The following is a 19,613-nucleotide window of genomic DNA, read 5'->3' on the forward strand; positions in this document are numbered from 1 at the left end:
ATGGGGTACAAATAAATACAGCGCGGTCCCAAGGTTTTCGGGGACCGCGCTTTTTTAGTGAGTAGTGTATAAAGGCATTATGTTCATGTACAAGCCTCCAACATTCACTTTTGCTTGTTTATTCACCCTTTTTGCTTCAGTAAATATATTAATAATACCTGTGAAGCGGGGCGATTAACCACTTGTCACCTCTATAGTAGGAAGAATGGTAAGGAGGAGATATTAAGAGCATGAAACATAAAAGGCCGTTCAGGTTCGGTGGCGCTTCAAAAAAAGACGAAGACTGTAAACCAACAAAAGTTAATCGGGGTATTGGGGCTCTTCTCAAGCTTATTCATGAATTGACCGCGATCATCCCACTCGTATTTGAAAATCCCTTAGCAGTTAATGTTTCTTCATTGCAGCAAATTTTAAAACGATTATTAATTCTGGCGAAAAGTTTGAGACTTAGAAACGGGGGGAAGGCGGACTTATTGGCAGCGTTGGAGCTGGCTATCGTGGCGCTGGAAGCCGCACCTTTCTCACCGATCAGTGTAGGAACTACACTGCAACAACTGCTGGATGCCCTATTGTCTATCGTTCTACAGGAATCCCTCGATCCTGTCTTTAAAGACAGCCTGATTGGTGCGATCAGAACGGCAGGAACAACTGTTAGCAACGCATTAGGTAAAACATACGAAACGTACTATTCAGGGGATCCTGGCCCGCAAGGGCCTACCGGACCTCCAGGGCCTCCTGCTCCAGGGGGGCCTCAAGGCATCCCCGGACCACAGGGTCCTGCCGGGCCGGTCGGCGAAGCTGGTCCTATCGGAGCGGCCGGACCTATTGGCCCTCCTGGACCTGAGGGGCCGGTTGGAGCCGCTGGGCCTATCGGGCCTGCTGGACCTGAAGGGCCTGTCGGAGCCACAGGCGCCACAGGGGCTACAGGTGCGGACGGATTGCCCGGGATTGCTGGAGCCACTGGACCCACAGGGGCTACGGGTGTGACAGGCGCTACGGGCGCCACGGGTGCGACGGGTGCGGGTGCAATCATTCCGTTCGCTTCGGGTGGACCAGCGATTTTGACCACCATTGCTGGCGGGTTGGTAGGAACCACAAGCTTGATCGGCTTTGGAAGCTCAGCAACAGGTATTAGCCTTGTAGGCGGGGCCATTGACCTGACAGGTACACTCGCAGGACCACTGATTAACTTTGCTTTTTCCGTCCCACGGGATGGCATAATTACATCCATCGCTGGATATCTCAGTACAACTGCTGCACTGACCCTCATAGGGTCAAGCGTAAGTATTACTGCCGAGCTGTTTAGTTCTCCAACACCTAATAACACCTTCACAGCGGTCCCCGGAGCTACAGTTGCATTAACTCCACCATTGACTGGTATTATCGCTTTAGGGACAATATCCAGTGGTATCACTACCGGATTGGCTATACCGGTAACAGCGGGAACCCGTTTGCTTCTGGTCTTCTCCGCAACAGCTACGGGACTTTCACTTGTAAACACTGTCGTAGGTTATGCAAGTGCAGGTATTACCATTACCTGATCCAAAATGGCAAAAGCCCCGCAGGATTGGGTCCTGTGGGGCTCTTGTTATTTGTATTAAAGCGATATTTTCACTTCTTCTCCGTCTTCCCGAATGTCGAATGTTTTGACTTGTCCGGTATCAGGCTCTTGAACAATACCTGTCTCCAAATCAATCTTCCAGTCACATAGTGGATCATAAATGTAATGACCGGATACCATCGCTTCAGCAAGCGGCCCCCCTTTAGGATGCGGGCTGGAATTTTCAATAGCATAAAGCTTGTTCTCAGAAGTGCGGAATACTGCAATTTCGTTATCATCCAACCGGATCGTCCGCCCAATTCTAATTGGAAAATCCTTACTGTTACCGACGATAAGCCATTCTGCATGTTTGATCATTCGCTTGATTGCTCCCTTCTCCAGGCATGATCTAAATAATTCATACAATAGATGGTGTAACGACCTCAAATAGGTTCTTACGCGAATCCGCATCATGGATAATCTTTTTCCATGGGTCTTCAACCTGTTGCAGTGCAAATTCAATACGTTCTATTAAAGTTTTGCGATTTTCTATATCATGGACGACAGCCTTCCGAATCTCTTCAAGACCGGTCCGTTCCACCCATTCCGAAGTACGTTCCAGATATTGGCCTGTTTCACGGTAGAACTGCATCACGCCTGCCACAATATCAATCAATTCAGCATCCGTCTTCACCTTGCAGAGCGAATCAGCCAACCGCGCTTTAATACCGCCATTTCCACCGATAAAAATCTCCCAGCCTCCATCATTACCCACAATTCCGATATCCTTCGTACATGATTCGGCACAGTTGCGCGGACAACCGTTGACCGCTAATTTAAATTTTGCCGGAAAATCCAATCTTTCAAATTTCCGTTCCAGCACCTCTCCCATTCCCATGGAATCCTGTGTGCCAAACCGGCAAAATTGTGATCCAACGCAGGTTTTAACTGTACGGAGCGATTTCGCGTAGGCATATCCTGACGGCATGTCGAGTTCTTCCCATACCTTAGGCAAATCCTCTTTACGGACACCAATCAGATCTAGCCGCTGCCCCCCTGTTACTTTAACCACTTTAACGTTGTATTTAAGAGAAACATCAGCTATTTTCTTCAAATCCTCTGGAGTCGTAACACCGCCGTACATTCTTGGCACAACTGTAAATGTTCCATCCTTTTGAATGTTGGCGTGCAGTCGCTCATTCACAAATCGGGAATCTTCTTCATTTTCATAGGTATCCGGGTTAATCATTCCCAAATAATAATTCAGCGCCGGGCGACACTTGGAGCACCCTTCATCATTATGCCAACCAAGCACATTCATAACTTCACGTGTCGTTGTAAGGCCCTTGGTTCTGATAGCTTCAACAATCTCATCCCGGCTCAATGTGGTGCAGCCGCATATTCCCTGCTTGGCTGCCGTTTGGAAGCTGTCTCCAAGAACATACTGGAGAATTTGTTCAACGACTGGCTTACACCCTCCACAGGACCGCGTTGCCCCGGTACAGGCTTTAATTTCATCGACTGTAGTCAACCCATTTTCATGAATTGCATCAACAATCGCCTTTTTAGTTACACCGTTGCAGCCGCAGACAATTTCATCATCGGCCATCGTTTCAGCGGATAAGGTTTTAGCCCCATCTTGACAACATCCGGTACCCATGAGCTGGCCATATATTTCATCAGTCATCAGCGTTTGCTGCCGTACATATTTTTGAAGGCTGGCGGATTCGCTCACATCTCCGAACAGCACCGCTCCGACAATTTTATTTTCACGAAGCAGCACTTTTTTGTAGGTGCGCTTCCACTCATCCTTTGCCACAATCACCGTATGTTCAGGAGTAGTTATGAATTCGCCAGCCGAGAAAACATCCACCCCTGAAATTTTGAGCTTGGTGGAAACCACTGATCCCTGATAGCCTTCGGTATCCGCACCTGCAAAATGCTTGGCAATGACACTTCCCTGTTCAAACAGCGGAGCAACCAGACCGTAACAGATCCCGCGGTGTTCAGCACACTCCCCTACAGCATATACATCCGGCATGGAGGTCCTCATCAAATCATCGACCACAATTCCACGTTTTGTTTCTATACCACTTTGCACAGCCACCTGAATGTTAGGCTTTATCCCGACAGCCATTACAACCAGATCTGCCTCCAGTTCGCTTCCATCCGAGAACCGAAGTCCCTGCACCCGATCCTGACCATATACCTCAGCAGTTTGCATTTGCATGGCAAACTTGATTCCCTGGCGTTCTAGTTCTGCTTTCAGCATCGCAGAGGCTTCCCGATCGAGCTGACGCTCCATCAAATCCTCCATCAAATGAACAACCGTTACGTCCATGCCGAGATTGACCAGGCCTTTAGCCGCTTCCAGTCCCAACAACCCTCCACCAATGACCGCTGCCTTTTTATAGGTTTTGGCCGCCTCAAGCATTGCCGAACAATCGGCAATATCCCGAAAACCGATGACGCCCGGTAATTCTTTACCCGGAATAGGCAAAATAAACGACTGGGAGCCAGTAGCCACCAAAGCTACATCGTAATCAATTTCAAGTCCATCCTCAGTGTGAATCCTCTTTCGTTCCCCGTCGATGCTGCGCACCGTTTTCCCAGTATATAAAGTAATACCTTGATCCTCATACCATTGCAGATCATTCAGTATAATGTCCTCGATGGTTTTACTACCCTCCAAAACATAAGAGAGCATGATCCTGTTATAGTTCGGATGCGGCTCATTTCCAAGGACTGTAACTTCATATTTATCCGTTAACTTAAGAATTTGTTCGACCGTATTGATACCAGCCATCCCGTTACCTATAACCACAAGCTTTTGTTTACTGTTTATCATATACCGGTTCCTCCATTCATTCGACGACATTCCTACCGACGACTACTCCTACGATCCTACTAAATATTGTCTATGCTTCTATTCTAATGTCGTGAGTTATGTTATATGTGACTTCAATCACAATATAGCTAGAGCTGTACATGTCGAGGGACTTCCCTATTCGAATTCAAGGGATTAAGGTAAGAAACAAAAAAATCGAGTTATGATGTTGATTTCTGAAATGTGGATGCTTGGATTTGACTATTCTCGATGGTTGATTTAAAATCCAATTAAATGATATAAAAAACTATCAATTAATTACAAAAAAAATTATTAATAAGAGAAGGATTTTCTAATGAAGAAGGACATGACAACGATCAAGCAAATAAGGCTTAATAGCCTGTTGGACGTAGCCACTATGCTACTTATCGAAAAGCCAACCGCCTCTATGAACGAGATTGCCGATTATGCAGGAATTGGCACTGCCACCTTGCATCGCTATGTTGAAAGCAGGGAGCAATTGATGATTCATCTGGGATTTCGAGCCATCGAAGTCGTAAGTGAAACCATAAAAGGAATCTCTTTGGATGAGGACAACTATGAAAACTACATTCCAGAGTTGATTGAAGCACTTATTCCGTTAGGAGACAAAATTTATTTTCTTGCTCATGATGCATCCGTCAACTATAACAAGGAGATTGAAGGAGCAGATCAGAAGCTGAGAGAACCCATATTGCATGTGATACAAATATTGCAACAGAAAGGTTATTTTCAGCCACATATTGGTAAAGAATGGATCATGGATGTCCTCTACTCGCTGCTATTTCTAACATGGCAGCAAGTAAAGAACGGTAATATCGCAAAAAACTCTGCCGCAGCACTGGTTGTAAATACTTTTTACCATGGATTCAAAGCAACTGAGTAAGGGTCACACTGCATCATGAAGAGGCGAACACACACGAGGAGGAATCCTGCATGTTAATTCAAAACGTACTGGGAAGTATTGCGATTTCCAAGGATGCTATTTCTAATATCATTGGCAAGACAGCAACTGCAACAATGGGAATTGCATCGATGTCAACGGGAGTCGTCGAAGGAATCACCAACAAGTTAAGTAGGAAAAGCCTGCAAAATGGCATTGAGCTTCATGTGACAGAATCAGGGCTGGATGTCGATTTAAGCATTGTCGTGCATTATGGAACAAAAATGTACGATGTAGGCAGAGAATTACAGAAAAATGTTCGGGAAGCCATTGAGAAGTATACGGGCCTATCCATTGGCATGATAAACGTCAAAGTACAAGGGATATCCCTACCCATTCATTAGTCGCAGAAAAGTATGAGTGATAGACATAAATGATAACGGGATTATGGAAATGGACGGGCCGGCTTTTCATTGTACAGAATGGCCAAAAGGGTGAAATCGAGTAGGAGGCTACCCATTAGTTGAGTAGCCGACCTCTCACACCACCGTACGTACCGTTCGGTATACGGCGGTTCAACCGTTTAAGTACAATTGACGTAGACGCTCGTACTGCGCAGGGAAGTCATAATCCCCTGCCTGTACGAGCCTTTTGTTTGTAACCGAGCGTTGCATTATCGCACTTCCGGCAATGCGCCAGTACCCCAGACGGGTGTTTCCCCATGGGTAGGCCTGCCCCTCCGGTACTCCCAGCTTTCGCAGGTTCCGTACCTTCGTTCTCGGTTTCTTCCACTCTTTCCAGATGTACATGCGCATTCGTCTTCGCAGCCATTCATTCCAACTTTGCAGGATTCGCTTCATGTCGGCTACATAGAAATAACCAATCCATCCGCGAATGTAGACCTTGACGTTTTCCATCACCTGCCTGGCATTCCTGCCTTGACTCCGGCTCGTTAGCTCTTTCAGTTTCCTCTTTGCCTTCGTGAGGGATTGCGGGTGAACCCGAATGTACATCCCGTTTCTGTTCTTTCCCAAGGCGAATCCAAGAAATTTGAAGTGCTTTCGTGCCACGGCACTGACGACCTTGCTTTTCTGCGCATTCATCTGGAGTTTTAGCTTGTTCTCCAGATACGTCCGGCTTGATTTCAATAGCCGCGTTGCTGCTCGTTTGCTCTTTGCCAGTACCACGATGTCATCCGCGTACCGAATGAACCTCACGCCTCGGCTTTGCATCTCCTGATCGTATTCGTTCAGATAGATGTTCGCTAAAAGCGGCGACAGCGGCCCACCCTGCGGAGAACCTTCTTCTGTTTTGCGGCGTATTCCGTTTTCCATCACTCCGCTCTTCAGGTACTTTTTAATCAGGCCCGTCACGCGCTTGTCCTGAATTTGCTTGCGCAGGAGGTTCATGAGCAGTTCATGGTTCAGCGTATCGAAATACTTCGAGAGGTCGAATTCTACCGCATGGCTATAACCCTGCTCCGCATAAGTCTTCACTTTTCGAATCGCTTGCTGGGCACTTCGCCTTGGGCGATAGCCGTAGCTTCCTTCCGAAAAGAGCGGCTCAAACAGCGGTTGCAGTTGCTGGGCAATGGCTTGCTGGATGATGCGATCTACGACCGTCGGGATGCCGAACTTTCGGACTCCGCTTCCATCTGGTTTGGGGATGTTCTTGCGTCGTACCGGGCTTGGCTTGTATTTTCCATCCCGGATGCTTCCCAAGAGTTCCACTCTGTTCTCCCGCAGCCACGGCAATGCCGCCTCGACGGTCATTCCGTCGATTCCCGGCGCTCCGTGATTGCGCTTGACTTGCTGGTAGGCTCTGTTCAGGTTGTTCCTGTCCAGTATCTTTTCCAGCACGTCGCTTGCACCGCCTCTTTCCCTACTTTCCCGAGTGCCGATGCTCCGCGCTCCTGCATACTCTTCGCGTTCCACGCTATCCCTTTGCAGAGCCCTTTCGGTATTCTGCTTTCATCACACCGACTCTCCTTCCTGTTTGTACTCAAGACTTACGATTGTTCAGCCCTTTCCGAAAAAAAAACTTCCGGTACTATGGCCTCTGCTGACTTCTCACAGCAAGCTCTACTCCGTCTTTCGGATAATATTTTTTTTCCTACACAACGTCTGTGAGACCTCCCCGGGTAAGAGCGATAACCTTCCCCTCATCTATCTGTCACATTTACATCATGGAATTCGGGCAGTATTGGACTTCACTTTGTCTCGCAAGCTCGTCCGTTCCATCATGCCTTCTATGTGATTTCTGTTCGTCAGACCGAGGGTTTGCCTCCGGCTTCCTTCAGATTGCCTCGCGGCAGACACCCTTGCCCTTGGCTAACAGTTCCTACTGCCAAGCCTGTAGCGGACTTTCACCGCCAAGTTATCGCCCATGCCGGGCGCACGAGAAAAAGGAGCCCATCCTCGCTTGAGAATGGGCTCCTTTTGCATTTTTCGGCATCTGTTTTCCAGTTCGGAGTCTTGATTTAAACAAAAGCAAGGCTTTTGCAGGGGCTCTCCTTTTGGGCTCACTTCGCTTGTTATATATACATCATGCTGAACAGAGGAGGTGCCTAAAGATTTGGATGAAGAAGTAGAATACAGAATCAAGCGGGTCCAGGCAGGCGAGATTCAGGATTACGCTTTTATCGTAAAGAAATACCAGCGTCAGATTCTGGTGTACTGCTGGCGGCTTCTGGGCAACGAACAAGAAGCAGAGGACGCCGTTCAGGATATCCTGGTCAAGTCATTTGAGAAAATTAACATGTACAAGCCGACAGTAAGCTTCTCGTCCTGGTTGTATAAAATAGCTTATTATCATTGTTTGAACTTGATTCGCCGGAAGAAATTACACCAAACATTGAAGCTTGGGCTGTTCACCCACAATATGACTGCCACTGACAGTGCTGCACAGGCCATAGAAAGCCAGCTTTTCAGTGAGCCGCTCGGCCGGGCGCTGAACAAACTGACAGCAGAGGAGCGGAGTTTGCTGGTACTACGAATATTTGATGAAAAGTCGTTTGGTGAGATCGGTGAAATCATGAACAAAAGCCAGGAAGCTATTAAGAAAAAATACGGCAGGACGAAAACAAAGCTCAAAAAAATGATGAGCCCTGTGAAGGAGGAAGAGGAATGCGTGAATTTCAGCACACTGTTCAAGACGAAAGCATAAAAGAAATGGATTTGCTGCCGACAAAAGCGTCCAAAATCCAGGTGTTTGATGTCACGGACAAGGTGATGGATCGGGTCTATCAGAAGGAGCAACGAAAAGCGAGGCTGTTTGCCAAAGGCCTACGCTCCGGTATCGCAGTCCCCGCAATGATCTCGTTTTTTGTTTTGGGTGCTTCCCTAACCGGATATGCGGCTTCGCAATACCTTGAATTTCGTAACAGCAAGGGCGACGTCGTATTAAATACAGCTAAAGCTGACGAGCCCACAGATTTTGCCAAGACGTATTCCCGGCTACTGAATGCGTACAGCCAACAGGTCAAAGACCAGCTTCAGCCGGGAGAATATGCCGCCTATTATATTAAGGATGATTTTATGAATAACGCAGATCGGTCCAATCCGATCAAATTTGAATATAAACAAGGGGAATTTTCCAGTTTCAACAGTCTGCAAAATGAAATTAAACGGACGCATGCACCACGCTTGGATAGTCCATCCCATCTACCGAACGGCTACCGTTTCGATTACGGATATGTATATCCTGCCTTTATGTATCCCAAATTTCTGCAAAATAAAGAATACCGCACTTTGGCAGATGAGCTCATTCAGAAGTCCAAAACCGCTCCAGCAGGCGAAAAGCTGTTTATCAAGAAGCTTAGCTGGGAAAAGGCAGACTTTACTGCAGCACGGTATGTGAAAGGAAGCGATTATGTGAGCATTTCCATTACGACACTTACGCCTGATTCCAAGCTGACTGTCTTTCAGAATGATCGAGATGCAGCTGAGAAGCTGACGATTAAAGGAACCGCGGCCTATTACATCAAATCGGGTGAGATAAGCGGGGCATCCATTACCAGCAAAAACCGGCTTGGCTGGAAAGATGACGACCATCATTTGCTCTACGAAATTTATGATAATCCGAGTAGTCCGCTGGTCAAGCAGGACTTAGTGAAGATTGCAGAAGATCTCCTTACCTCCCATTGATCTGGTAAATATCGTCATCAGAATTCTCCCTATTTCATGAGGATGTGGGTGAAAGTTTACAGGCTCAAGATGGCTTTAAAACCATCATTGAGCCTGTGGTGATTTAAGGTATAGAGCCTTGCCTGTATCAGCTTCAAACAGGCCATCAGTCTTCCACGACCATCGTTGAACGCTTGCAGGTTCGCTTGTAGATTATGGAATATTTTAACCAGTAGAATTTAAAGCGTTTACAAATTCAAAAAGCGGGTTTCCGGTCAGAGATGGCTACTTGACCGGATCACTTTACAAATGGGCTTAAGCCAATACGCCAAGAGCGTATCCAATAATTCCGATTGCGAATAAAGCAAAAATCAGAGCTATAGCATTCACTTTCTTTTTGAGCAGTCTCATGCACAAAAAAGTCAGCAAGAGAGGCAACAGACCAGGCATCAATTGATCCAGAATCATCTGTATCGTCGTAACAACCTCTACTCCATCCGAACGGGTATATCTGGATACTTCGAGTGGCACATTCAGAGTAGTCCATTTCGATACGAGTGCGCCCATAACAAAAAGTCCCAGGATGGAGGCCGATTCCGTAAGCTTTTGCAGCCGGTTTCCGGACATGTCGGACACAATCTCCGTCCCTTTTTGGTAGCCGTATTTCAGTCCGTACCACTTGGTTGCCAGGCGAATAACATTAAAGAGCAAGAAAAATAGGATAGGCCCGATAACACTCCCGGACAATGCAATGGAAGCTCCCAACGCAGCCAGAACGGGGCGTAACGTTCCCCAGAAAATAGGGTCCCCTACTCCAGCCAAAGGCCCCATTAAGCCTATTTTCACTCCGCTTATGGTAGCATTATCAATCGGCTGGCCATTGGCTTTCTGCTCCTCCATAGCCGCCGTTACCCCCATAATCGGTGCAGAGATAAACGGTTGAGTATTAAAAAACTCCAGATGCCGCTTTAGTGCTTCTTTTTGGTCTTCCTTCTTGCTGTATAGCCGCTTGATTGCCGGAATCAAGGTGACACAAAAACCAATCGACTGCATACGCTCAAAGTTAAACGAGCCCAGCAGGAACCATGAACGGAAAAACATTTTGTTTAAATCGCTTTTTGTCAACTTTTTTTCTTCCATAGTACCCCACCCTTTCATTAGGAATTTCTTTAGAGCTCTTCAATTTCACCCATTTGATCTTTTCGCTGGCTATATTTAGGATTGAGCTGGATATACAGCAGAGCCAGAACCGCCCCTATGATTCCAAAGCCAACCAGATTGATGCTTGTAAATGCCGCGATGACAAAGCCCAGGAAAAAGAAAGGCATCAGGTATTTGGCTGCCATCATGTTAATAACCATGGCATACCCTACAACGACGATAAATCCCCCTGCAATTTGCAGCCCTTTTGTAATGACCTCCGGGATCGCATCCAGCAAAGTCGTAACCAGACCAGTTTCTGCTGCAATAGCCACCAATACGGCAGGCAGAGCGACGCGTAATCCCTGAAGAAGGAGGGCTATGAAGTGACATAATTCAATTCCTTTGAAATTTGAAGATTCGGCATATTTATCTGCCAGGTGCTGAAAGAACACGGTAATCGTTCTAACAAAAATGGTCAACACTTGTCCGGCAGCTGCAATCGGAATCGCAACGGCAATTCCGGCACCAATCGACTGATGTCCAACAATAACCAATATGGTCGAGACTACACTGGCCAAAGCCGCATCCGGAGCCATGGACGCTCCGACATTCATCCAACCCAAAGCCATCAATTCCAGCGTACCGCCTAGAATAATGCCCGTTTTAAGATCACCCAAAACCAGACCAATCAGTGTACACGCAACTATAGGCCGATGAGTCTGTCCTTCATCCAAAACACTGCCCATTCCGCAAATGGCTGCAATCAGCGCGACCATTACAATTTCAAAAGCACTCATGTTTGACCCCCTCTCTTATGCGTACGTGCTGTTAAAACTGGACATTTTGGAGCTTGTTAATCAAATCGATTTTAGGATCACTGGCTACTTTTCTAATTTCCAGTTCAATCCCCTTTTCGTGCAGTTTATGAAATGCCTCTACATCCTGCTTGTCTACGGACACCGCTCCGGTAATTTGTGTTTTGCCTTCTTTGAAGCACATCCCACCTACATTTACCGATGTAAACGGGACCCCGCCTTCTACAACCCGCAGTACATCCGTCGGATTGGTAAACAGGAACAAGGTCTTGAAATCGTTATATTTAGGGTTGTTGTAAGCTTCAATCGCTTTCGCAATCGTGACAACATAAGCCTTAATCCCCGGCGGCGCCACCTGTAGCAATAAGGTTTTGCGCAGCGTATCCGCAGCGACCTCATCGCTGACGGCGATAATTTTGTTACACTTCGTTTCCTTCACCCACACAGTAGCCACCTGACCATGAATCAGACGGTCATCAATACGAACAAATGATATTTCCATACCTATAATTCCTCCTCTGTTTGTATGTCCCGGATGACACGAAAAGACTTCATCGAATCCTGACCCGCACGGATGACCAGATCACTCAGATTCTCCACGTTCTCCAGCCCTCTATTGGTCAGCAGGTCTACGATCATTGGCAGGTTTACCCCTGTTACAATGTCCATTTTTTCATAGCCGGCTACAATCCTGCTGGCTGCATTATAGGGACTGCCACCAAACAAATCGACGAGAAAGATCAGTCCGTCCGTCCAATCAATCGTTTCCAAGGCCGCTTTGTACTTCTCAACAAGTCCGTTAACGCTTTCACCAGGCTCAAACGTCACGCCCACCACATTATCCAGATGACCGAAAATCATTTCCGTGGATCTTAAGATCTCTTTGGAAAGTTTTCCGTGTGTGCCAACAATAACACCTATCATTTGTTTCACCCCCTCCTTACATCCTTCGCCTATACTTATATGCAAGTCTCGTGCCAACATTCTGTATGACTCGTTCAATCATCAAAAAAAGACCAAACCCCCTGGCTTTTCCGGGGATTTGGTCTTTTCTGGCCACCTGCTTATTCTCCTCATTCGTATGTTTAATACACATCCAGCATCGTTTTATACACTTACGTCATTACTCGGGGATACAGTTATATACTTCGCTTAGGATTTCGCAAATATAATATTTTTCATCATTAGTCAGCTTGATGTTAATACTGGAAGCAAATATATTGCAGGAACGGTTCACCGCATCGAGCACTCGTTGGCCAAGCAAGGATACATCCCCCTGATATACTAACCCTTCTCCAATAACCATTCGTTCCATCGCATGAGCCGTATGAACAGCAAGCTGAACCTTCTTTGCATAATGAAAATCGGCATCCAGTTCCTGTTCCAGTTGCTCGATAAATTTCATCAAAATCCCCAGAATTTTGTGAGGATTCAAATAAGTCATAAACTCCTTTAGTGTATCCTCACATAGATCTCTAACGACCACGCTTCCGTGTTCATGCATAACAGGCAACTGATTGTTCAGCAACAGTTCTCTTAATGCCTGCTCACCGCTGGCCTCGATCAGTTTTTCCAAAGGGATAAACGGTACATTCAGCTCGCTTGGCCGCTTAACTCCAATCACCGCAAGAATCGTATGCTTGGCCCGTAAATCCTTCACTACTTTGTCCAATTCCCTGACCTTTGCCGGTACAACGGCTATTTTCTCTTCGGTTAAGTCATAAACGACCTTCTCTACAAACTCCTTTAGCTTGGCTGCGGCGCCTTTGCCGGAGGAACAGACCGTCACGATTACCTTATTACTGGTCTTCTCCGCTTTCACTCCGGCATTTCCATTGTTATATCCACGAAAATCCTTCAAAGATTGATAAATTTCCTCTATATTCATATCAAAAATACTGGCCTTTCGCACAGCCTCCAACGTAAGCGGAGTTGAAACCATATCAATAGTCTTCACCTTAATCCCGACACGTTCCATAATGGTTGCTTCAAAATTGAGCAGGGAGCCCATATCAACCAGCAGCAATACGCCTCTGCCATTGTCAATGCTCCTAACTTTATCAACAATAACCTCCAGGATTTCTCTGGGGCTAACATCCAAAGGCATGTCTACTGCGCAAATATTTGAGCTTCCCAGCAGGCTATTGACGACACCAACGATACTGCTTGCTGTACTGTTGCCATGGGCAGCTACGATAATCCCCACATTTCCTTGATGCTCCTCTTCTACTGATTTTAGAAGGATCGCCACATAGGTAGTCTCGGCATCGGGTACGCTGACTTCAAACTTGGACTCGATCAAATCCTTGATAATGAGTGCCAGTCTGTATTCTTCATCCTGATCATTCATCGGATCATAGACTTGTTTACTGATATATTTCTTCTCTCGGATTCGCTTTAAAAAGGCACTCAAATGAAGGCTGAAGGCATAAACAAACCTGTCGCTGTACTTTCTGCCCAGTTCTGTTTGAGCCATCTCCTGCACCTGTTCAGCGAATTCCAGGATATTTCTGCCCACGATTTTAAGGATTCGTTCCCGGCCTCCTTTGATGTTATAAAATCGGTTATAGAAGCTTTTAATATGAATATTGACATCTGTAGTAATAAACTTATTGATAAAGCTGTCGTCAAGCCCTTCTTCCTTCAGCATCCCTATTTTGTCTTCAATCAGTTTGTAAAGATTGAACGGCAGTTCAGAAGCGTCTGCTTCATCCATTCCTTTGCTGCCTTCAGGAGTAATATACAGCGAGGAGTTGACCATTTCCATTTCGGCAATCTCCTTGCGATTTTTTCCCATATTAAATAGGCCTTCCTTGATATTTCCGGGCAAAATTTTAAAATCAAGTTCAATCTCTTCCTTATTTTCATGTATGCTGTTCAAAAATCCTTTAGCACACACAAGCTGAATGTTCGATTTCAACTGGCCGATATTGCCATAGGTTACGCTTCCAATCAGTGCTTTTACCGTTTCCAATTCAACCCTGATGGGCTTGTTCACACGATGGGCCTCGTTTGCGAAGAGATGCTTCAGGATCAAAAACCGCTCTTCAACGGTTCGTTCTTGCAGGGAAGGAATGTTGATCGTAATCGGTATCCGTCTAATAAAGGTCTTAAGCATGGAAGAACCGGGATCTTCGGTCGTAGCGCCGATGAGCAGCACGTTTGCTTCCCGCTTGCGTTCCGACTCGCCCAATTTGTTATAGCTGTTCGTGTCCATGAAATAAAATATCATTTCCTGACCTTCTGGAGGCAACCGATGAATCTCATCTAAAAACAGGATACCACCGTCAGCTTTCTCGACCAGCCCTTCCTTCTCCCGATCAGCCCCGGTAAATGCCCCTTTCACATGACCAAAAATATGGGAAAGTAGCAATTGAGGGTTATTATAATAATCGGCGCAGTTAAATACGATAAACGGTGCTTGCTCTGAAAACCGCTTCATATATTTCCCATAATTATACATCAACCTGGCAAACATCGTTTTTCCCACGCCAGTCTGCCCCACAATCAGCGTATGCAGGCCCTTCGGCGGATATAATATTGCCGCTTTTCCCTGCTCCACCTGATTTCTCATACTACCCATGAAACCGATTAAGGCGTGAAACGGATCGACTTGCTCTCCAGGCAGCAATATTTCATTAATGCTGTTGACTTGGATCTGTTTCTCTTTCAGCTGGACTCTAAAAGTCTCCTCGATTACCTGCTTGTGCAAAAACTTGACGGGTCTTCCCTTGATTTTAATAATCAAGTCGGCGCGAAGCAGACTATTAAGCTCCTTGCTTACATTATTTCTCAGCATATTCTGATGATCGGCTATTTCCGCTGCCGTAATTCCACCGCCGTCCAGCAAAGCCTCTACCGTTAGTTTCTTTGTTCCATTGGCAATATACTCTAAAATCTCATCAATTCGTTTCACAGTATTCCCCCAGGTGACTAGTTCTCATGTAATTAGTATATAAAAAAAGAAATAATCCTCTACAAAAAAATAAACTGACAAGTTAATAAGTAATCTGGTACGCTCTTCATTGAATCCATCCACAATTCATACTCAACTTATTCCATTCACTTCTTTTCCAAGATCAGAGGTTGGCAGTATAATTGCATTAGCTTCACGAATAAGTTTCATTAAAAGCTATATTGTTGCCCAGCAAGGAGCTGAGATAAAATGATACGCTACGGATTACAGCAAGAGCAAGCATTCAGGCTGGCTATGACTCCTGAATTACGACAAGCCATCACGATTCTTCAATATTCTTCTGTCGATCTAATGTCCTATCTTCATGAGCAAGCGGATGAAAATCCGATTATTGATTTGACAGAGATTGACATGTCCATCAAAAGGATAAGTAAAGAGGAAGAATATGCACCACGAAAAAACGATAATCCGGTAGATCTTCTGGATTTTGTCTCTAACCCTGCGGATAATTTATATAGACATCTCAAAGCGCAGCTTGGGATGGTCCGCGGGTTATCCAAGCTACAACAGACGATTGCCATGTTTCTTATTGGAAATTTAAATGAAAAAGGCTACCTCGAGCTGGAGGTAAACACAGTTGCCGAAATACTTGACGTCCCCACTGAAGAGGTTGAAAATATTCTCGCCCTGATCCAAGGCTTTGAACCGGCAGGAATTGCTGCCCGCAGCCTGGAGGAATGTCTTCTTTTGCAGCTGAGATATGCCGGTAATGATGATGTTTACCTGGAAGAGATCGTGCGACATCACATGGTTAATCTTTCATGTAACCGCATACAAAAAATCGCGGATGCTCTGGGTATTAGCATTCGCGAGGTACAGCAAATCACCGACCAGATACGCAAGTTGAATCCTTGTCCGGGGGCGGCATTTGCCCCATATGATCACCCGTATCACATAGCAGATATCTCGGTAGAGAAATCCAAGAACGACTACATTGTGACAGTTAATGATATCACAGTCCCGCGCGTCGGGATTAATCCTTTTTACCAGCGTATGCTCCGGGAGCAGGCGTTGGGAGCAGAGAAGCAGTTTCTTCATGAGAAGATGAACACGGCATTATGGCTTATTCATAGCCTTGAGCAGCGCCGCCTGACCCTGATGCGTGTAGCCCAAGCCATTGTTGATAGGCAGTGGGAATTTTTCGAGCATGGCGTTCATTACCTTAAACCGATGACCCAAAAGGAGATTGCTGAAAGTACCGGCTTGCATGAATCCACGATCAGCCGGGCGATCAGTAACAAATACATGCAGACGCCCCGTGGATTGTTTGAGCTCAAATATTTCTTCACCTCCGCCCTGGGGTCGAAAGACGGAGATGCCCCTTCATCGGAGAGCGTAAAAATGCGTATTAAGCAGCTCATCGACGGCGAAGAGAAGAAAAAACCGTTTTCGGATCAGGCAATCACAGAACTGCTGGCTAAGGAAGGGTTGGAGCTGTCACGCAGAACAGTGGCCAAATACCGGGAAGAGCTCGGCTATCTTTCTTCTAGCAGGAGAAAAGTTTATTAAAGCCTCGGTGGTCGATGACCATTTCGGTTATAGCCCTGCCCCTTTACTCAGAAAAGAGCCGTTGTAAGTATTAAAAAATATTATTAATCAACTGGTAATTTCAGATGGTCTGTCACTTTCCACCGGAAAAGCAGCAGGATCAAAATTAAAAATAGACAGCTTCATGGCTGTCTATTCAGGCTGTCGAGAAACCCCCTGTTTTTTTAATGAGGTTTAAAATGGCCATTTTGATCAAATAAAAATGGGTCCTCAGATCGTTTTAAATCGATTTTTGTTTTAAAAGTTGAGTCTCCCCAAATAAAAAATAAAGTGTCGAGAAAGTCCGTTGGACTTTCTCGACACTCTGAATAGACAGCTTCATGGCTGTCTATTTTTTATAGGCCTCCCTTCTAAAACGTTCTGAACATACATAACTTCCTTTTTTATACTACAGTATAGACCTTGCAGCGCCGATTCGTAAATGATCTAGCACCTGCCTAAATCCACTCGACTGCTGCCTCAAATAAAGAAGAAAACGAGTAACAAGTTCGTTTTCTTTTGTGATGTGACGCCGACCTGGGCAACATTATTACAAGAAACAAGGGCGAGCAAAAACGAACTGCCAACGGCAATTAATTAAATATCAATCGGAAGAAGACTATGGTGCATACCAGTTAGTGAAAAATGGTTTATGATTGATAAAAACACATACAATTGCTGGAACGTAGTTTAATACACTGCTGTCTGTCCACAATTGATTACCGATTAACAGTGTTGTAGTCCAGTCCTAACCGTGAAAGGTGGGCTTTTTTGTATGAACTAAAAAATTTCAGCTTAAGGATAGGTATTCTGGTCAAATTATTATAATATGAAAGGTATAAAAATTTTCAGTCCATAGGAAGTATTTACAGAAAGAGAGTGGTGAGTTTCCATGCAGGAAGAAAAGTTAACACGGGGGTTGAAAAACAGGCATGTACAGCTGATGGCCATCGGAGGGGCTATTGGTACTGGCTTGTTCCTCGGGGCAGGAAAATCGATCCATCTGGCAGGTCCATCCATCCTGATCGCCTACATCATTACAGGTATGGTTCTGTTCCTGTTAATGCGTGCATTGGGGGAGTTGCTGCTCAGTAATTTGGAATATCATTCGTTTGTTGATTTTGTTAAGGACTATCTGGGGAATATGGCAGCTTTTATTACCGGTTGGACCTACTGGTTCTGCTGGATTTCGATTGCGATGGCAGATCTGACGGCGGTCGGGCTGTATACTCAATATTGGTTTCCGCAGATTCCTCAGTGGATGCCAGGGTTAATCGCACTTGTGATTCTACTCCTTATGAACCTGGCGACGGTTAAGCTGTTCGGGGAGATGGAATTTTGGTTTGCCCTAATCAAGGTATTGGCGATTCTGGCCTTGATTGTTGTCGGGTTATTTATGATTGTCAAAGGCTTCTCCACCACCAAGGGACCTTCGAGCTTCGTTAATCTCTGGAGTCACGGCGGAATCTTCCCGAAAGGGATTCATGGTTTTCTGCTTTCTTTTCAAATGGTGGTCTTCGCCTTCGTAGGCATGGAGCTTGTTGGACTGACGGCAGGGGAAACCAAGGACCCCGAGAAGGTCATTCCGAAAGCTATCAATAATATCCCAATCCGGATTCTGCTCTTCTATGTCGGTGCACTGCTGATCATCATGAGCATTTATCCGTGGAACGAGATTGTACCGGGTGAAAGTCCGTTTGTACAGGTATTTACAGCCATTGGCATTGCCGCAGCAGGAGGAATTGTCAATTTTGTTGTGCTGACCTCTGCGGCCTCAGCCTGCAACAGTGCTATTTTTAGTACAAGCCGGATGGTGTTCTCCATGGCTAAGGATGGCAACGCCCCCAGTTCATTGAGCCGGCTGAACAGCAGGAAGGTTCCGTCCAATGCGTTGCTGTTCTCCAGTATCGTCATTTTGATCGCAATTATCCTGAACTATGTGATGCCTGAAGGAGTATTTACCTTAATTACAAGTGTATCAACGGTTTGCTTTATCTTTGTCTGGGGAATCACCATAATCAGCCATCTGAGATATCGCCGCACGCGGCCTGAGCTGGCCAGCCGCAACACATTCAAGCTGCCGCTGTACCCGCTGTCTAACTATATTGTGCTGGCTTTTCTCGTCTTCGTTCTGGTTATCTTGGCATTAGCCGAGGATACTAGAGTGGCGCTGTTTGTTACACCGGTGTGGTTCATTCTGGTAGCCGGAATCTATTTGCTCAAGAAAAGAAGCTGGAGCTCGAACGGACAGTAAGTGACATCAGTAAAGTAACATCAGTAAACGTATAAATTTGTTGTAGAGTAAAGCCGCCCAACAAGATTGGGCGGCTTTACTGCTTCTATAGAGCTGAAGGCTCCTGTACATCCCAAAATCTCTACAGCCTTACTAGAATTGAATGCACAGCATCTTTTATAGCGCTGCCCTACGAGCAATACGGTATGCGAAGTAATTAACTCAACGGATTGTCAAGCCAAGTGCGACAGTTCCTCTGAAAAGGATTCATGAGCCGTTTTCCATCCCAAACATTTTCGTGGTCTGTGATTCATCAGATAGAGAGCCTTCATCTTCTCATAAAGGAGCTCCTTAAATTTTGCTTCCCACAACAGAAGATCACTGGATTTTCCCGGTGCTGGTCAGTGTCAATGATGCAGCCAACTAAATGTTTAGTGCAGACAAAAACAGCTCCTGCATCTGCAGGAGCCCAGATTGTCGAGAAACCCCGTCTTTTGAGACGCGGG

The 19,613-nt window shown here is 45.8% G+C and carries 15 protein-coding genes; 7 read left to right on the top strand and 8 right to left on the bottom strand.

The window, feature by feature from the left end; translation table 11 throughout:
- The first annotated feature begins 230 nt into the window (after positions 1–230).
- The gene (locus L693_RS27685) at positions 231–1,541 is read left to right on the top strand and encodes an exosporium glycoprotein BclB-related protein (RefSeq protein WP_049825064.1); all 1,311 of its coding nucleotides are present in this window, start codon (positions 231–233) and stop codon (positions 1,539–1,541) included.
- Positions 1,542–1,597: 56 nt separating this feature from the next.
- Here L693_RS27685 and nirD read toward each other — a convergent pair whose 3' ends face one another.
- Complete coding sequence (nirD, locus tag L693_RS0105360) at positions 1,598–1,918, bottom strand: nitrite reductase small subunit NirD (protein ID WP_025716385.1); 321 nt, start codon at positions 1,916–1,918, stop codon at positions 1,598–1,600.
- Positions 1,919–1,958: 40 nt separating this feature from the next.
- Entirely contained in the window at positions 1,959–4,388 is a 2,430-nt protein-coding gene (gene nirB, locus L693_RS0105365) for a nitrite reductase large subunit NirB (RefSeq protein ID WP_025716386.1), read from the bottom strand.
- Positions 4,389–4,722: 334 nt separating this feature from the next.
- Between nirB and L693_RS0105370 the strand changes: the two genes are divergently transcribed.
- Both L693_RS0105370 and L693_RS0105375 read left to right on the top strand, forming a co-directional pair.
- Positions 4,723–5,292, top strand: a complete 570-nt coding sequence (locus L693_RS0105370) for a TetR/AcrR family transcriptional regulator (RefSeq protein WP_025716387.1) — start codon at positions 4,723–4,725, stop codon at positions 5,290–5,292.
- A gap of 50 nt (positions 5,293–5,342) precedes the next feature.
- A complete protein-coding gene (locus L693_RS0105375) occupies positions 5,343–5,693 on the top strand; it encodes an Asp23/Gls24 family envelope stress response protein (protein WP_025716388.1) in 351 nt (116 codons plus the stop codon).
- Between the two features lie 171 nt (positions 5,694–5,864).
- On the opposite strand, the gene ltrA is transcribed toward L693_RS0105375, so the two are convergent.
- Entirely contained in the window at positions 5,865–7,223 is a 1,359-nt protein-coding gene (gene ltrA / locus L693_RS0105380) for a group II intron reverse transcriptase/maturase (protein ID WP_025716389.1), read from the bottom strand.
- 640 nt (positions 7,224–7,863) lie between these two features.
- On the opposite strand from ltrA, the gene L693_RS0105385 reads away from it, so the two are divergent.
- Both L693_RS0105385 and L693_RS0105390 read left to right on the top strand, forming a co-directional pair.
- Positions 7,864–8,454, top strand: coding sequence for an RNA polymerase sigma factor (locus L693_RS0105385; protein WP_025716390.1), 591 nt, complete (start codon positions 7,864–7,866; stop codon positions 8,452–8,454).
- Positions 8,415–9,434, top strand: a complete 1,020-nt coding sequence (locus L693_RS0105390) for a hypothetical protein (RefSeq protein WP_025716391.1) — start codon at positions 8,415–8,417, stop codon at positions 9,432–9,434. Before L693_RS0105385 ends, L693_RS0105390 begins: the two co-directional genes overlap by 40 nt.
- 294 nt (positions 9,435–9,728) lie before the next feature.
- On the opposite strand, the gene manZ is transcribed toward L693_RS0105390, so the two are convergent.
- The 5 genes from manZ to L693_RS0105420 all read right to left on the bottom strand — a co-directional run bounded on the left by manZ (position 9,729) and on the right by L693_RS0105420 (position 15,287).
- Positions 9,729–10,553, bottom strand: coding sequence for a PTS mannose transporter subunit IID (gene manZ / locus L693_RS0105395; RefSeq protein WP_025716392.1), 825 nt, complete (start codon positions 10,551–10,553; stop codon positions 9,729–9,731).
- Between the two features lie 29 nt (positions 10,554–10,582).
- Positions 10,583–11,353 carry a PTS mannose/fructose/sorbose transporter subunit IIC gene (locus L693_RS0105400; RefSeq protein WP_025716393.1) on the bottom strand — a complete coding sequence of 257 codons (771 nt, stop codon included), beginning with the start codon at positions 11,351–11,353 and terminating at the stop codon, positions 10,583–10,585.
- A 31-nt stretch (positions 11,354–11,384) separates the two neighbouring features.
- On the bottom strand, positions 11,385–11,873 hold the full coding sequence (locus tag L693_RS0105405) for a mannose/fructose/sorbose PTS transporter subunit IIB (RefSeq protein ID WP_025716394.1): 489 nt from the start codon (positions 11,871–11,873) through the stop codon (positions 11,385–11,387).
- A gap of 2 nt (positions 11,874–11,875) precedes the next feature.
- Positions 11,876–12,295: a PTS sugar transporter subunit IIA gene (locus L693_RS0105410; protein WP_025716395.1), complete on the bottom strand. Its 420-nt coding sequence runs from the start codon at positions 12,293–12,295 to the stop codon at positions 11,876–11,878.
- Between the two features lie 199 nt (positions 12,296–12,494).
- Positions 12,495–15,287, bottom strand: coding sequence for a sigma-54-dependent transcriptional regulator (locus tag L693_RS0105420; protein WP_025716396.1), 2,793 nt, complete (start codon positions 15,285–15,287; stop codon positions 12,495–12,497).
- A 249-nt stretch (positions 15,288–15,536) separates the two neighbouring features.
- Between L693_RS0105420 and rpoN the strand changes: the two genes are divergently transcribed.
- Together rpoN and L693_RS0105430 are read left to right on the top strand one after the other, a co-directional pair.
- Complete coding sequence (rpoN, locus tag L693_RS0105425; RefSeq protein ID WP_025716397.1) at positions 15,537–16,856, top strand: RNA polymerase factor sigma-54; 1,320 nt, start codon at positions 15,537–15,539, stop codon at positions 16,854–16,856.
- Positions 16,857–17,766: 910 nt separating this feature from the next.
- Positions 17,767–19,128 carry an amino acid permease gene (locus tag L693_RS0105430; protein ID WP_025716398.1) on the top strand — a complete coding sequence of 454 codons (1,362 nt, stop codon included), beginning with the start codon at positions 17,767–17,769 and terminating at the stop codon, positions 19,126–19,128.
- The last annotated feature ends 485 nt before the right edge of the window (positions 19,129–19,613 follow it).

The organism is Paenibacillus sp. 1-18, from assembly GCF_000520755.1.
Lineage (GTDB): Bacteria > Bacillota > Bacilli > Paenibacillales > Paenibacillaceae > Paenibacillus > Paenibacillus brasilensis.

Excerpts from the sequence above, each read along its gene's own strand:
- L693_RS27685 (WP_049825064.1), top strand. The coding sequence starts at position 231 with ATGAAACATAAAAGGCCGTTCAGGTTCGGTGGCGCTTCAAAAAAAGAC.
- L693_RS0105375 (WP_025716388.1), top strand. The coding sequence starts at position 5,343 with ATGTTAATTCAAAACGTACTGGGAAGTATTGCGATTTCCAAGGATGCT.
- manZ (WP_025716392.1), bottom strand. The coding sequence starts at position 10,553 with ATGGAAGAAAAAAAGTTGACAAAAAGCGATTTAAACAAAATGTTTTTC.
- L693_RS0105410 (WP_025716395.1), bottom strand. The coding sequence starts at position 12,295 with ATGATAGGTGTTATTGTTGGCACACACGGAAAACTTTCCAAAGAGATC.
- nirD (WP_025716385.1), bottom strand. The coding sequence starts at position 1,918 with ATGATCAAACATGCAGAATGGCTTATCGTCGGTAACAGTAAGGATTTT.
- L693_RS0105430 (WP_025716398.1), top strand. The coding sequence starts at position 17,767 with ATGCAGGAAGAAAAGTTAACACGGGGGTTGAAAAACAGGCATGTACAG.
- L693_RS0105370 (WP_025716387.1), top strand. The coding sequence starts at position 4,723 with ATGAAGAAGGACATGACAACGATCAAGCAAATAAGGCTTAATAGCCTG.
- L693_RS0105405 (WP_025716394.1), bottom strand. The coding sequence starts at position 11,873 with ATGGAAATATCATTTGTTCGTATTGATGACCGTCTGATTCATGGTCAG.
- L693_RS0105400 (WP_025716393.1), bottom strand. The coding sequence starts at position 11,353 with ATGAGTGCTTTTGAAATTGTAATGGTCGCGCTGATTGCAGCCATTTGC.
- rpoN (WP_025716397.1), top strand. The coding sequence starts at position 15,537 with ATGATACGCTACGGATTACAGCAAGAGCAAGCATTCAGGCTGGCTATG.
- nirB (WP_025716386.1), bottom strand. The coding sequence starts at position 4,388 with ATGATAAACAGTAAACAAAAGCTTGTGGTTATAGGTAACGGGATGGCT.
- L693_RS0105390 (WP_025716391.1), top strand. The coding sequence starts at position 8,415 with ATGCGTGAATTTCAGCACACTGTTCAAGACGAAAGCATAAAAGAAATG.